The organism is Paenibacillus sp. V4I9 (genome assembly GCF_030817295.1).
Classification (GTDB): Bacteria; Bacillota; Bacilli; order Paenibacillales; family NBRC-103111; genus Paenibacillus_E.
The window spans coordinates 5,385,483-5,399,012 of the sequence record NZ_JAUSZE010000001.1; the positions used below are offsets into that span (position 1 = coordinate 5,385,483).

The following is a 13,530-nucleotide window of genomic DNA, read 5'->3' on the forward strand; positions in this document are numbered from 1 at the left end:
GATGAGCTTTTTTTTCATTGAAAATAATCACTGAGAAACCGCCTGAATACTTCAGCCACCAAAGGCAACTTTTCACCTTTTCGGCAAATTAAACCGACAGTTCTAGTGACCACAGGATCGGTCACACGAATTTTGACCGGCTGCATTTGACCACTTTCCATTAAAGCCATGGAAGGAAGCAAGCTGACCCCCATACCCGCGGCTACAAGCCCACGTATGGTATCTGTTTCTTCACCTTCGAACTCAATCTTCGGAACGAAGCCCGCTTTCAAGCAAGCCTCCATCACAATCGTACGCAGCGTATATTCTTCACTAAACATAACGAATGGCTCATTCTTTAACTGCTCCAATCGTATGGATGTGTAATCCGCAAGGATATGGTTGGAGGGAATAATCGCGTACAGCTCTTCGGTTAACAAAATTTCACCCGAAACATGTTCATGAGATTCTGGAAATGGCGAAATGAAAGCCAGATCTATCTCTCCCTTAGAGACATCTCGGATTAAGGACGTATAAGTCCCTTGACGCAGCCTGAATTTAACGTTAGGGTGATCTTTTTTAAAGGCTGCAACGACAGCAGGGAGCAAATTGATGACCAAGCTATGTGGAAACCCAATGCGAATTTCCCCAGCTTCCGGGTCAAGAAATTCATGTATTTCGCCTACAGCACGTTCCAAGTCCGTCAATATCCCCTCGACCCGGCTCAAGAATAAATGACCTACTGAGGTAAGATGAAGATTACGACCTTTTTGCACAAACAAATTAATGCCCAGCTCTTCTTCTAAAAGATGAATCTGCCGGCTAACGGCTGACTGCGCCACATGCATTTCTTCCGCTGCTTGGGTCACATGCTGCTTTCTTGCTACTTTTACAAAGTACTGCAATTGTCTTAATTCCACTTGTATAAATCCCCCGACTTTTCTTACGTGATTACGAGCTTATACGATCTTTAAACATTATAAATTATAGCCTTACAGTAACGATTGGACAACCTAAGTTCAAAAAGCTTATAATAAATAGGTTGTTATTTAGCATGGAAAATAAAGGAGGAAACAGTTCATATGGCACAAGAACGTACTGGTGTTGCTACCATTAAAGGCAACCCGATTACTTTGGTAGGACCTGAAATTAAAGTGGGTGACAAAGCACCTAACTTCACGGTTAACAAAGATTTGATGACTCAAGTTTCCCTCGCAGATTATGCAGGTAAAGTAAAGCTGATCAGCGTTGTTCCTTCTTTGGATACAGGCGTTTGTGACGCACAAACTCGCCGCTTCAATGAAGAAGCAGCAGGTCTAGGCGACAATGTTGCCGTACTGACGATCAGTGTTGATCTTCCTTTCGCACAATCCCGCTGGTGTGGTGCGGCAGGTATTGACAAAGTGATCACTTTGTCCGATTACAAAACAAAATCCTTCGGCGAAGCTTATGGCGTATTGATCAAAGAGCTTCAACTTGATATGCGTTCCATCTTCGTTATCGATGCGAATGATACCGTTCAATACGTTGAGTACCTTGGTGAAATGAGCGGCTCACCCTAATTATGAAACAGCTGTAGAAGCTGTCAAAAAATTAGTTTAATACGCACAAAATAAAACAGCAAGGAGGCCTAGCTTCCCTGCTGTTTTTGTTTCCACAATTGATTGGCCTCGATAAGAGTTTTCTCATCCTTCAATCTTATATGGAGCAAGCTTTCTGTCTAATTGTTTATAAATATCTATAATAGTACGGTAATTGGAACCCAAATCCCCCATTGAGCCTCGGGATGCTGAATAAATGTCTACCGCGGTTTTCACGGGATTAATCCCAAATAACGTCAACGTAACATCCTGTGTTCGTCCAGTCATTGTTTTACGTTCCGCGAGAATTTCACCTACATTTTGAACTTCGTGGAGAAGTTTATAGCCCGGCGTTTTTTTCAGAACGGCAGTGACTTCTTCCCATACTTGGTCTTTAGGAAGCTTGTAATATCTTGTTTTAAGCAAAGGATCTTTGGCTTTATCTCCGGTCGTTTCATGACTGCGAAGTAATCCGATTAAAGTTCTCTTAAGCAAAAGCCTTTTCCCCCTTCAATGAAGTACATATAGACCACTTGCCATTTCTACACTGCTCTCTATCTTACCATTGTTTAGGCTTAAGAAAAAGAGGGGAAATAAAAATCGGAGGATTGCTCCTCCGATTTTCCATTTTTATTCCATATTTTATTTACCCAAAAAAAGTGGTGTAAAGTAAGTAAGCATTCAAGCCTGCAATCAAAATAGCGACAAACCAACTTAGTAAAATCATCCACTTTGGTGTTACAAGCTCCCCCATCTTCTTGCGGTCCGAAGTAAACGTAACAAGTGGAATAACAGCAAAGGAAAGCTGCAAGGATAAAATCACCTGACTAAGAACGAGTAAATCTGTAGCGCCGCTCTCTCCATAAATACCTATGACAATGACCGCGGGCACGATCGCGATCAACCGTGTAATTAATCGGCGCAGCCAAGGAGTGAGTCTAATATTAAGAAAGCCCTCCATCACAATCTGACCGGCCAAAGTACCTGTAAGTGTAGAATTTTGCCCTGAAGCTAACAGCGCAACTGCAAATAGAATACTCGCGGCACCTGTGCCCAGCATAGGCCCCAAAAGGTGATAAGCATCTTGTATTTCTGCTACTTCTTTACCTGCCGAATGAAAGGCTGCTGCAGAAAGAATGAGTATTGCAGCATTGACGAACAAAGCCAGCATTAAAGCTACAGTCGAATCTATTGTGGCGAATTTAATTGCTTCACGTTTACCTTCTACCGTCGGCTCGATTTTACGCGTTTGTACAATAGAAGAATGCAAATATAAATTGTGGGGCATGACAGTTGCTCCCAGAATACCAAGGGCGATATATAACATTGCTGGGTTCGTTACAATTTCCGTTCTAGGAATAAAACCAATGGCAACAGCAGCAAAATCAGGTCTTGAGAAAATAAGTTCCATCACGAAGCAAACCGTAATTAGAGCGATTAGACTAATAACCATGGCTTCGATGTATCGGAAGCCCTTTTTTTGCAGCATAAGAACCAAAAGAACGTCTAACGAAGTCAGGATGACTCCATAAATAAGCGGTAGACCGAACAATAGCTGTAAGGCAATTGCAGCGCCAATGACTTCAGCCAAGTCACATGCTGCAATAGCTAGCTCACATAATACCCATAGTCCGAATGAAACAGGTTTACTATAATGATCACGACAAGCTTGAGCTAAGTCTCGACCTGTTACAATTCCTAGGCGGCCAGACAAAGCTTGCAGCAGAATCGCCATTAAATTTGATATTAAAATAACAGAAAGCAATGTATATCCGAATTGAGAGCCACCTGCTAAATCAGTCGCCCAATTTCCCGGATCCATATATCCTACGGCTACGAGATAGCCCGGACCCACAAAAGCAAGTAGTTTACGGAAAAAACCCGCTTTCTTTGGCACGCGCATACTATGATGGACTTCAGGCAGACTAGGCATTGGTGAGCTGCCTTTCCATCCATTGGACTCTTGTTCTGGTTTTTTATATGCTATACCCATCTGATTACCTCTTCTTTCGCAAGACCAATAATGTTGTTCAAAGGAAACTTTATTCATCATTATACTATATGACCCCATCTTATGCTATAGGTAAACAATCATGTGCATACAAAAAATATTTTCCCTGAGGAAAGTTTTAACAAGGAGGTATTCAACGATTATGCTAATTCGCCCAGTTGAAAACGATAAAGATATTAGGAAGGCTTATGAGATCGAGACTGTTGTTTTCTCAAAGGAGGCGGCTGCCACATTTGAAGCTTTTCAGATGAGAAAGCATGTGTTTGGCTCCTATTTTCTTGTGGCAGAAAATGAGCTAGACCATCAAATCATCGGCGTAACCAATAGCGTAAAGATACATAATAACGAATTAACAGATGATAGTATCAAGCAGGAGACCCAGCATGCTGAGGAAGGACAATATCTCTGTGTGTTGACCATCGCCGTGCACCCGTCCTACCAACGACGCGGGGTTGCCACTGAACTTCTGCAACGTATCATCGAAATAGCCAGAAAAGATGATTTGAAGGGCATTGTTTTAATGTGTGAAGAGCATTTAATTTCATTCTACGAAAAAAATGGATTTCTTTATGCAGCTCCATCCACTTCTCAGCATGCTGGCATCCACTGGCATGAAATGAATTTAATATGGAAATAAATAAATATCGCTGTAAGCAGGATTTCCGTTCTTTCGTGCGAATATAATAACTAATAATCTTTGTATATTTATTAAACAAACAAAGAATATAGAGGAAACTACTAAATTACAATAATTTAACCAACAAAGGGTGAATCTTCGTGTCGTATTTCATGGGCTTAGATTTAGGAACTTCTGCAGTTAAATGCATTCTTGTGGATGACTCCGGTCAGGTGATCGGCAGCCATAGCGTTGAATATCCGCTTCAGCAGCCCTATCCGGGATGGGCAGAGCAGCATCCTGAGGATTGGTGGAATGCCACAGTCAAGGGCATCCGCGCTCTTTTAGAGAAAACAAGCGTCGCAGGCGAAGCCGTCGCTGGTATTGGCTTCTCCGGCCAGATGCACGGGTCGGTATTCCTGGATGAGGCGCAGCAGGTCATCCGGCCTGCACTGCTTTGGTGTGACCAGCGCACCGCGGAGCAGTGCGCCTACATCGAGTCGACCGTCGGCGAAGCCGAGCTCGGCCGACTTACGGGCAATCGGGCGCTGACCGGCTTCACCGCACCCAAGGTCATTTGGCTCCGGCAGCATGAGCCGGAGCACTACGCGCGCGTTCGGCATCTGCTGCTGCCGAAGGACTACGTCAGGCTGCGCCTGACGGGAGCGTTCGGCATGGACATGGCCGACGCAAGCGGCACGCTGCTGCTGGACGTCGCCCACCGCAGATGGTCCCAGACCGTCACTGAGCGGCTGGACATTCCTATGGAATGGCTGCCGCCGCTCTATGAGTCCGGCGACGTGGCTGGACACCTGCTGCCGGAAGCGGCCAGCCTAACCGGCCTAGCCGCAGGCACCAAGGTCGTCGCTGGCGGCGGCGACCAAGCTTGCGGCGCCGTAGGTGTTGGCGTCGTACGCCAAGGCATCGCCTCTGTGGCGCTCGGCACATCCGGTGTCGTCTTCGTTCACGACGACACTTACCAAGTAGATGAAGCTTATCGGCTTCATTCCTTCTGTCACGGTGTGCCTGGCAAGTGGCACCGCATGGGGGTCATGCTGGCCGCTGGCGGCTCGTTCCAGTGGTGGCGCAACCACTTCGCACACGAGGAGCTTGAGCGTGCGCAGCAGGAAGGCAAAGACGTCTACGAGATCTTGACGTCTGAAGCGGCTACAGCTCCCCTTGGGAGCGAAGGCTTGTTGTTCCTGCCTTACCTATCTGGTGAGCGGACACCGCACCCCGATCCGAAGGCTCGAGGCGCCTTCATCGGTCTAAACCTACGGCACGAGAAAGCACATCTCACACGTGCCGTACTCGAAGGCATTACCTTCGGGCTCCGCGACTCGCTGCAACTAATCCGCGAGTCCGGCATTGAAGTCACCGAACTTCGAGTGAATGGCGGCGGTGCCAGAAGTCCGTTCTGGCGTCAAATGATTGCTGATATCTTCGGTATCCCTGTGGTCACGGTTAATTCCACAGACGGCCCTGCGTACGGCGCTGCTATTATGGCTGCTTCCGGCGTACTGCAAGAGGATATTACTACACTCTGTGAGAAATGGATTCATGTCACCGATCGCGTAGAACCAAATGTTAATAATCAAAAACAGTATGAAGCCTACTATCAAATATATCGTGGTCTTTACGGAACTCTTCAGAACACCTTCCATCAGCTAAGTGATTTGGCTGGTCATTGAAAATACATTAAAAAGAGGTTGAACAGGAATCTACCTGATCAACCTCTTTTTAATACAAAAAAACCCGCCTATGCCGTCCGGTTTTGGTGCTTCAAACCCGCTCTCGCAGGTGGGTGTCCGCAGAGGTGTATTTGAGGTCCCCTTTCGAGGGCATGTCAGCCACACTTCAATGTAGGTCTCCCTAGAAACAGTCATTGGTTTAAAACAACTTAAAACCGTTACGTACATCGCAGGATTCTTTTGTAGTTCTTATTATAGTGCCGTACCGGTTGATTATCAACTGGTAGGTTTAGTCTTTAGTCTTTTCATTCTCATCTTTTTTATGCAAGCTAATTTCTGTCTTACTTTTTTCTTCTTCACCTTCAGTTAAAACCTCAGTGTCACTTTGTGCTTCCTCTTCTTGCGCTTCAGCCAACCTCTGTTGTTCCTTCTCTTCTAGTTCTTGCTGCTTCGTTTGGAGTTTGGTGAAGCTGCGGTTAAACTGCCAGAACGAGAAGGTAGCCATAATACTTCCCATGAAGAAAACGACAAGGAAGAAATTAAATTTGGTCAAACAAATGTAAAGGATGGCTCCGTTGCAAAGCAGCAGAACTATCGAATTGATTGGATTGCCAATGGTAATCAATACAGCATTCTTCAAAATTTGTAAAACCTTCATATGCAAATGAACCATAATCGAGAAGAAATTGAACATAGAAATGATAATAATGACCGTGAAAGCTATAAATAATACGGCCAATAGTTTCAGCGAACTCCCCTGTTTCAAATAAAAGAAGTAGTTCACCGCAATGATAACAAAAATGATTACGAAGAAAATGCCACCTACCATACTCTGTAGATAGTTTTCTTTATATCCACGGAAATATGTTTTCAAAAGTGGTACATCTTCTTCTCCTGTAACCCATTTCCGAGCTACAGCAAACATCGCGGAAGTTGCAGGGAATAAAGTAAACGGTGCCAAAATGGCGATAATGGGCAGTGATGCCTTCAATGCATCAACGGATGGACTCACCAAGCCCATAAAAGCAAAAAAGAAAACCGGAATCGAACATAGCATCCAAAGCAGATTAATGACCGACAAACGCATAATCCACTCCGATATTCTGTACAGTCCTCCCATAACTCCTCTAAACTCCAAAACTGCTTCCTCCTTAGCGTTTCCTTTCGGAAACTTTCTACGTTGATTGTTAAAACGCATACATCTTAAGTTGTCTTACTTTTTCATTGATTTAATTATAGCCTATTTTTGAGCATATAGGTAGACGTCTAGTCGTTCTAGGTTCTTTTACATAATATAGTATTGTCAATAAGAACTACCCCCAAATATTTTTCAGGAGGTTGATACTATGTCTCATCCAGTTGGAACATCCGCAGGTGCCATTTTGGTTCTCTTCATCTTGCTCGTTATAATCACTAGCTCTTTCGTACTCTAAACCATATACTCATGGTAAAAAGGCGAAGATCCTTCTGGATCTCCGCCTTTCTTTTTTGGGGTTATTACCCTTATTTATTCACTAATGTATCTTCGCTCTTGCGAGGAGCTCTGGAGCGATCGCGGTTTCCGGAGTTGTTGCTTCCGTATTCACGGTTTCTGGAGGAAGAACTGCTTCCACCTTCTCTGTTTGAACCATAATCTCTACTATCTTTACGCGGGTAACGGGAGTTCGAGCTGCTGCTGGAACCAGCACCGGAGCTGTATCCGCCGCCTTGACGACGATCTCCTGATCCTGAACTTGAGCCATAGCCGCCGCCAACTCGTCTACCTGAGCTGCGAACATCGAATTTTTTCTTTCTTGCACGAATCGGATCTTCTGGTGTTAACTCAATATTCGTTTCCTTTTTATCGCCTGTCAGAAGCTTCATAGCTGCAGCAAGGAGATTTACGGAATCATATTGCTCTAACATTTGAATAGCTAGGCCTTTGAATTCTGCTTGTGTATCATTTTGAAGCACATCAAGAATACGCTCAGCTGTCATTTTTTGTTTACCTTCAATGGCTTCAGCCAAGCTAGGTAGTGGTTTTTTGGTAATTTTGTGGCGTGTAACTTTTTCGATAAAGTGCAGGTGATCGATTTCTCTAGGTGTTACGAAAGTCCAAGCTGTACCTTCTTTACCAGCGCGGCCTGTACGACCGATACGGTGAACATAGCTTTCCGGATCTTGCGGAAGGTCAAAGTTAATTACATGAGTAACGCCGGATACATCTAGACCACGCGCAGCAACGTCTGTTGCTACAAGTACATCAATGCTGCCGTCACGGAATTTTCTCATGACATTATCACGTTGATTTTGGGACAAGTCACCATGAAGACCTTCAGCTGCATAGCCTCTTTTTTGAAGAGCTTCTGCTAATTCATCAACCCGGCGTTTTGTACGACCGAAGATGATTGCAAGATCTGGAGCTTCCATGTCGATCAAACGGCTAAGTGCTTCGAATTTTTGTTTTTCGTGCAATTCGATATAAGCTTGGTCAATCAATGGTGCACTAACTTGTTTCGGGATAACCGATACATGCTCAGGGTTACGAAGAAACTGTTGTGCCAATTTTTGAATATTGGTTGGCATTGTTGCCGAGAACAACATCGTGTGACGCTCTTCTGGTACCAATTTCAAAATGGACTGGATATCATCCATGAAGCCCATGTCAAGCATTTCATCCGCTTCATCCAAAACCACTGTTTGCACATCGTCTAATTTGATTGTTTTACGGTTAATATGGTCAAGTAGACGTCCCGGTGTACCGATAATGATTTGCGGTTTTTTCTTCAATGCACGAATTTGTTTAACGATATCCTGTCCACCATAGATGGGCAAAGAACGAATGCCTTTGAAACGACCGAGTTTCTCAATCTCTTCCGCAACCTGGATGGCAAGTTCCCGTGTAGGACACATGATAAGAGCAGAAATGCGCTCTTCTTTCATATTGATTTTGTGAATAAGCGGAATACCGAAAGCAGCTGTTTTACCCGTTCCTGTTTGCGCTTGCCCGATTAAATCCCGGCCTTCCATAGCCAAAGGAATCGTTTTTTCTTGGATCGGTGTGGACTCTTCAAAGCCCATCTCGGTAATAGCGCGTAAAATTGTTGGCTCTAAACCAAACTCTTGAAATGTTTTCAAATATATTCAATCTCCTTTTGTACAGGGCAGGCTAATGCCTTGTATCTTTTTTACCCTTAAGTACGACTTCCTATCCGTGTCTATAGTTTTATTGGTGGAATACACTTTCGATTTATCATCTTCCATGATCCAACTGGCCGCCCTTAAGAACATCTAAAATATTATAGCACAAGTCATACACACATTTCCAGTAGCGTCTTACATAATGAGAACGAAACCTTACGCATAAGCTAAACGTATTACAAGGTAGAACAATAAACGGAATAGAGGAGAGTTTTCAATGTCCATATTTAAACGAGTCAGCAGCATCCTACGTAGTCAAAAACAAGAACCAACAACAACACCTATAGGTAATCCACTTGAAGACGCCCGAGTTGGGGATATTGTCAATGTAGACTTAGAGGAGTATGTTGTTTCCGGCAAGGTCATTTATTTTGACCGCGGGTTTGCTCCACATCGTTACGCTTATTATTTACAAAGCGGCAAAAATATTCAGTGTTTGATTGTGGAAAAAGGGCGAACCTATGATTGTTTCCTTTGCAGCTTTGTCGAAGGTGCGCTAGATGATCCGAATGATGTCCCTACTCGTTTGGAGCTTGATGAAGATGTTACCTTTGAATTGGAGTTTCATCGCAATGATGTCACTCGGACTGAAGGAAACACCGACTTCCGCAGCGGAGACGACATCATCTTTTGGAGATATTTTGGACCGGACCGTAGATTCTTCTTCCTCCAATGGCAGGACGGCAAATTTATTGCTCTTGAAGGAGAGCGCACACCGGGCAATCAGATTAAATTTTTGAAATCGACGCCCTAGACAACATATGTTATCATTAGAAATGTTTGGAAAGGAGGGATTACTGAAAAGTGAAAAGATGGACTTCATGGGTTTCTTTCTTATTGATCATCGCCCTTCTTACCGCGTGTGGCGCTGATGCCGGACGTTATATCAAAGATCAGTATCCGTTAGTTAGTGTTGACGGCAAAGGGAGCAATCTCTCCAAGGTTTATTTAGTCGAAAACAAAAGCGTCCCTGCTGTAGCAACTGAACTAGCAGCGAAAGAGTCACCGAAGGAAAAGAGCAAGGAATCTGACGATCAAATGTTCCTTGTATATAATGATAAGGTTATTAACGTTCAAAAGGATCCTAGTGATAGTAAAAACACGCTTGTTCAAATCGATAGTATTGAATATGCCAAATCACATTACGACTCCTCATTCTTACAAGGTTATTTGACAGCCACACTGCTTCAATCCTTATTCGGTGGAGGATGGTTCAACAGCAAACGCCCTTACGACTATAGAGGCTATACCCGGACACCCGCTTATAACACAGGCGGCGGTAAGGCAACTACGCCAACTACGGATGTATCAAAGGATAAGAAACCAACAACTTCTGATCGAACAGGCACCTTCAAGGGCGGTACAGGCACCCCAAGTTCTGGAAGCGACTCTACAACACGTCGAAACGATGGTTCAACACCCAATAAGGTAACTAAACCATCCGTTAGTAAGCCAAGTACATCTAAGAAGACAGGTTCCTTCAAGAGACGTTAATCAATACTTCTATAAAAGCTGTTGTCCATGAATTGGATACAGCTTTTTTTCATCATAAGTAAAGGCTTATTTTATTTCCATAAAATTTCATTTAATTGAACTAAGGTAAATTATGATTGAAGTTTTAGAAGAATGAATTATACTTGCTTTATGCTGCATACTATTTTAGAGGTGATTTTTTTTGAAAAAAGCGCTAGATGCTTTCATTATTCTAGTTGGCGCACTGCTTGTCGCTGTCGGTTTCAACATGTTCCTCATTCCTCACCAACTGCTTAGCGGCGGGGTTTCTGGATTTGCCATGATTATTGGTTATTTTACGAATTTTAACATTGGCTTCTTGTATTTATTGTTTAATCTGCCATTGATGATTTGGGGATTGGTTTCAATTGGCCGTAGATTTATTATGATCAGTGTTGCATCAGTCATATTAACTGCATGGTTGATGCAAATCATACCTACAAGCTATGTCGCACAGGAACCCATTCTTGGTGCAGTCTTTGGGGGAGTACTCATAGGTATAGGAAGCGGTATCACTTTAAGAATAGGTGGCTCAAGTGGAGGATTTGATATTGTCGGCTTGATTTTGACCCGAAAATTCGATTTCCCTCTCGGTACCCTTCTTTCATCCATGAACGGTGTTGTCATTGTTGCACTTGGCTATTTCAAGCAAAATTGGGACCTTGCACTTTACTCGATGCTTGCCATCTATATTAGTGGCAAAGTTGTAGATTCTATACATATTCGCCATGTCAAAGTGACAGCGTTCATTGTAACAAAACAAAAGGAAGAGTTGCTTAACGAACTGCTTCTGCTGCCTAGAGGCGTTACTTTAGTTAAGACGGAAGGCGCATATACGAAACAGCAGCATGATATGTTAATGACCGTCACTACACGCTATGAACTCGTAGAATTAAAGCGAATTATTAAGAAGATAGACCCGAAAGCATTCGTGAATATCGTGGAAACCGTTGGTGTTGTCGGCGAATTCCGCAAGCTTAAGTAACTAATCGTGCAATCCGCCTCTTTATTCCAAGTTGAATTGTGTTATAATGATAATAATTTCATATAGTTCTGGCTTCATCGTGAGTGGTTCAGGCGTAGTTCTTATTCTAATCTTTTGATTGGAAGGGTGATGCTTGTGGAGACAGTCAAATTATCCAGGATTGTAATGAAATTAACACCCGAGTTGTACCCCTTCTTAACCAGCTATGAGCTGGACTCCGAGATCGTCCTCCGGTTTGGCATTGAGGCGCTCGAAGCAGAAGATGTCATGGAAATTATTCAGTTCAGCATTACGGAACATCATAAAGACGCCCTTTATCATTAAGGGGCGTCTTTTTCTGGCCAACTAACACTTTATTCATACAATGTTATTGAGTTTGTAATAATTAGGGTATATAGGTTATGATAAGAACATGATATAATCGTACTAAGATAAACTAATGGAGGTGTCTGGAATGGGAGCATTATCTCCTTGGCACATCATCTTAATTGCAATTGTTGCCCTTCTTTTGTTTGGGCCTAATAAACTGCCTGAACTTGGCAGAGGTTTTGGCAAAATGTTTCGTGAATTTAAAGATGCAACGAATGGAAATGGCGGTAATACAGCTACTGATGATCAGCCTGTACCGGTCCGTAAAGAGATTAATCCTGCAGAGGTCACGAATACCGAATCAGGACAAGTTCAGAAATAAGTCCAAACACCCGGCTAATTTTGCTGCCGGGTGTTTTTATTTACGATTAGCTTCTTCTACGCATTACTGCTTGTGTACCGAAAAACATACCTGCCGCTATTGCCGACATAACTGACGCAAACACATACATGCTTGCGCCTCCCCATTGCTCACTCAACCATCCGCCTACTGAACCACCGATAATTCCGGCAAGTCCCATGAACACCATCGCAAGAATGGATTGACCCGTTGAGCCAAATTGCTCGGGAAGCAGACGCACAACATACTGAACCGCAACGATCCACAGAACAGCAAAAGTGAGCATATGTGTTGTCTGCAAACCAATTAGCACCCAAGGATCGCTGAATAACGTGTAGAGTAACCAACGTATCGTATATAAGACCGAAACAAGACCTAAGATGGTCAGTTCGTGATAGCGATGTATGTACCGATTGATATAGGCAAATACCGGAATTTCGGTGCATGCCGCAATTGCCCATGCCCAGCTGACCATTGAGTCCGTAGCACCTAATTTATTCAGATATAAACCTAATAGTGCATCGTTCATTCGATGTGGAATTGATATCATCAGAACCATGACCATAAACCATAAGAAGTTTTTATTTTTGAAAATTGTACCGATCGCACTTAATGTTATTCGCTGTCCGCTGCCCTTCTCGTCTTTAATAAAAGCAAGCAGTAGAAATGGGAAGATCCACAACGCCCAATAAAAATAAGGGATGTTGGCTACCCCACCTAATTCTTCGAGGAAAAGACCCGAAATTAGAGCAACACCCGAGAATCCGATAGAACCCCATAATCGGACGGATCCATAAGACATTCCACGCTGCGCCGTTGATTTAACAACCAAATTATCGATGAGCGGAACGGATGGCAGCAAGAAGAAATAAAGCAGTAAAATAAATCCAAGTGTAAGACCGAAGCCTTTTGTTAAAAACAAGCCAAAACTTCCTAGTAAGGAAAGGCTCCAAAGTAAAAACACGATATTCTTCACCGAGTTGAATCGGTCGCTGACATATCCCCAGAATGGCTGTGCGAATATAGAGATGAACGGACCAATCATCATTAAGAGTCCAATCTCGCTAGCTGAATAGCCCTTGCTTTGCAAATATAAAGGTAAATAGGGCAATAAAATGGCACTCGAAGCATAGTAAAAAAAATTAACGCCAGATAACGAAATAATTTGTTTATCAAGTCTCAACAATGGCTACCTTCTTTCTACAAACCTCTACAAATTTCCTCTGTGCGTAGTTTCGTGCTTGCTTTATAATAAAAGCTAGAAACA

The 13,530-nt window shown here is 43.3% G+C and carries 13 protein-coding genes, 1 other RNA gene and 1 pseudogene; 8 read left to right on the top strand and 7 right to left on the bottom strand.

The features are described from left to right. Nucleotides 1-14: 14 nt before the first annotated feature. Complete coding sequence (gene gltC, locus QFZ81_RS25060; RefSeq protein ID WP_307440475.1) at nt 15-899, bottom strand: glutamate biosynthesis transcriptional regulator GltC; 885 nt, start codon at nt 897-899, stop codon at nt 15-17. 162 nt (nt 900-1,061) lie between these two features. On the opposite strand from gltC, the pseudogene tpx reads away from it, so the two are divergent. Continuing rightward, nucleotides 1,062-1,581: pseudogene (gene tpx / locus QFZ81_RS25065) on the top strand (thiol peroxidase). A gap of 83 nt (nt 1,582-1,664) precedes the next feature. Here tpx and QFZ81_RS25070 read toward each other — a convergent pair. Further along, nucleotides 1,665-2,054, bottom strand: a complete 390-nt coding sequence (locus tag QFZ81_RS25070; protein WP_307440473.1) for a DUF1499 domain-containing protein — start codon at nt 2,052-2,054, stop codon at nt 1,665-1,667. 151 nt (nt 2,055-2,205) lie between these two features. Then, entirely contained in the window at nt 2,206-3,552 is a 1,347-nt protein-coding gene (locus tag QFZ81_RS25075; RefSeq protein WP_373462599.1) for an Nramp family divalent metal transporter, read from the bottom strand. Nucleotides 3,553-3,712: 160 nt separating this feature from the next. On the opposite strand from QFZ81_RS25075, the gene QFZ81_RS25080 reads away from it, so the two are divergent. Both QFZ81_RS25080 and xylB read left to right on the top strand, forming a co-directional pair. Next, a complete protein-coding gene (locus QFZ81_RS25080) occupies nt 3,713-4,207 on the top strand; it encodes a GNAT family N-acetyltransferase (protein WP_307440469.1) in 495 nt (164 codons plus the stop codon). Nucleotides 4,208-4,359: 152 nt separating this feature from the next. Further along, nucleotides 4,360-5,877, top strand: a complete 1,518-nt coding sequence (xylB, locus tag QFZ81_RS25085) for a xylulokinase (RefSeq protein ID WP_307607031.1) — start codon at nt 4,360-4,362, stop codon at nt 5,875-5,877. 57 nt (nt 5,878-5,934) lie between these two features. Here the strand turns inward: xylB and ssrS are convergent. The 3 genes from ssrS to cshA all read right to left on the bottom strand — a co-directional run bounded on the left by ssrS (nt 5,935) and on the right by cshA (nt 8,994). Further along, nucleotides 5,935-6,116: non-coding RNA, 6S RNA (gene ssrS / locus QFZ81_RS25090), on the bottom strand. Nucleotides 6,117-6,166: 50 nt separating this feature from the next. Further along, nucleotides 6,167-7,015, bottom strand: a complete 849-nt coding sequence (locus QFZ81_RS25095; protein WP_307440467.1) for a YesL family protein — start codon at nt 7,013-7,015, stop codon at nt 6,167-6,169. Between the two features lie 365 nt (nt 7,016-7,380). Next, nucleotides 7,381-8,994, bottom strand: coding sequence for a degradosome RNA helicase CshA (gene cshA, locus QFZ81_RS25100; RefSeq protein WP_307440464.1), 1,614 nt, complete (start codon nt 8,992-8,994; stop codon nt 7,381-7,383). A 280-nt stretch (nt 8,995-9,274) separates the two neighbouring features. Between cshA and QFZ81_RS25105 the strand changes: the two genes are divergently transcribed. The 5 genes from QFZ81_RS25105 to QFZ81_RS25125 all read left to right on the top strand — a co-directional run bounded on the left by QFZ81_RS25105 (nt 9,275) and on the right by QFZ81_RS25125 (nt 12,245). After that, the gene (locus tag QFZ81_RS25105; RefSeq protein ID WP_307440463.1) at nt 9,275-9,811 is read left to right on the top strand and encodes a DUF4178 domain-containing protein; all 537 of its coding nucleotides are present in this window, start codon (nt 9,275-9,277) and stop codon (nt 9,809-9,811) included. 50 nt (nt 9,812-9,861) lie between these two features. Continuing rightward, nucleotides 9,862-10,551 (top strand): DUF4247 domain-containing protein, encoded by a 690-nt coding sequence (locus QFZ81_RS25110; RefSeq protein ID WP_307440462.1) that lies wholly within the window; start codon nt 9,862-9,864, stop codon nt 10,549-10,551. Between the two features lie 181 nt (nt 10,552-10,732). Then, nucleotides 10,733-11,554, top strand: a complete 822-nt coding sequence (locus tag QFZ81_RS25115; protein WP_307440461.1) for a YitT family protein — start codon at nt 10,733-10,735, stop codon at nt 11,552-11,554. A 129-nt stretch (nt 11,555-11,683) separates the two neighbouring features. Then, nucleotides 11,684-11,878, top strand: coding sequence for a hypothetical protein (locus QFZ81_RS25120; RefSeq protein ID WP_029193437.1), 195 nt, complete (start codon nt 11,684-11,686; stop codon nt 11,876-11,878). Between the two features lie 130 nt (nt 11,879-12,008). Next, nucleotides 12,009-12,245, top strand: coding sequence for a Sec-independent protein translocase subunit TatA/TatB (locus QFZ81_RS25125; RefSeq protein WP_057306978.1), 237 nt, complete (start codon nt 12,009-12,011; stop codon nt 12,243-12,245). 46 nt (nt 12,246-12,291) lie between these two features. On the opposite strand, the gene QFZ81_RS25130 is transcribed toward QFZ81_RS25125, so the two are convergent. Further along, nucleotides 12,292-13,446 carry an MFS transporter gene (locus QFZ81_RS25130; protein WP_307440458.1) on the bottom strand — a complete coding sequence of 385 codons (1,155 nt, stop codon included), beginning with the start codon at nt 13,444-13,446 and terminating at the stop codon, nt 12,292-12,294. Nucleotides 13,447-13,530 lie beyond the last annotated feature (84 nt).

Excerpts from the sequence above, each read along its gene's own strand:
- QFZ81_RS25075 (WP_373462599.1), bottom strand. The coding sequence starts at position 3,552 with ATGGGTATAGCATATAAAAAACCAGAACAAGAGTCCAATGGATGGAAA.
- QFZ81_RS25120 (WP_029193437.1), top strand. The coding sequence starts at position 11,684 with ATGCTTGTGGAGACAGTCAAATTATCCAGGATTGTAATGAAATTAACA.
- QFZ81_RS25105 (WP_307440463.1), top strand. The coding sequence starts at position 9,275 with ATGTCCATATTTAAACGAGTCAGCAGCATCCTACGTAGTCAAAAACAA.
- QFZ81_RS25080 (WP_307440469.1), top strand. The coding sequence starts at position 3,713 with ATGCTAATTCGCCCAGTTGAAAACGATAAAGATATTAGGAAGGCTTAT.
- xylB (WP_307607031.1), top strand. The coding sequence starts at position 4,360 with ATGGGCTTAGATTTAGGAACTTCTGCAGTTAAATGCATTCTTGTGGAT.
- QFZ81_RS25125 (WP_057306978.1), top strand. The coding sequence starts at position 12,009 with ATGGGAGCATTATCTCCTTGGCACATCATCTTAATTGCAATTGTTGCC.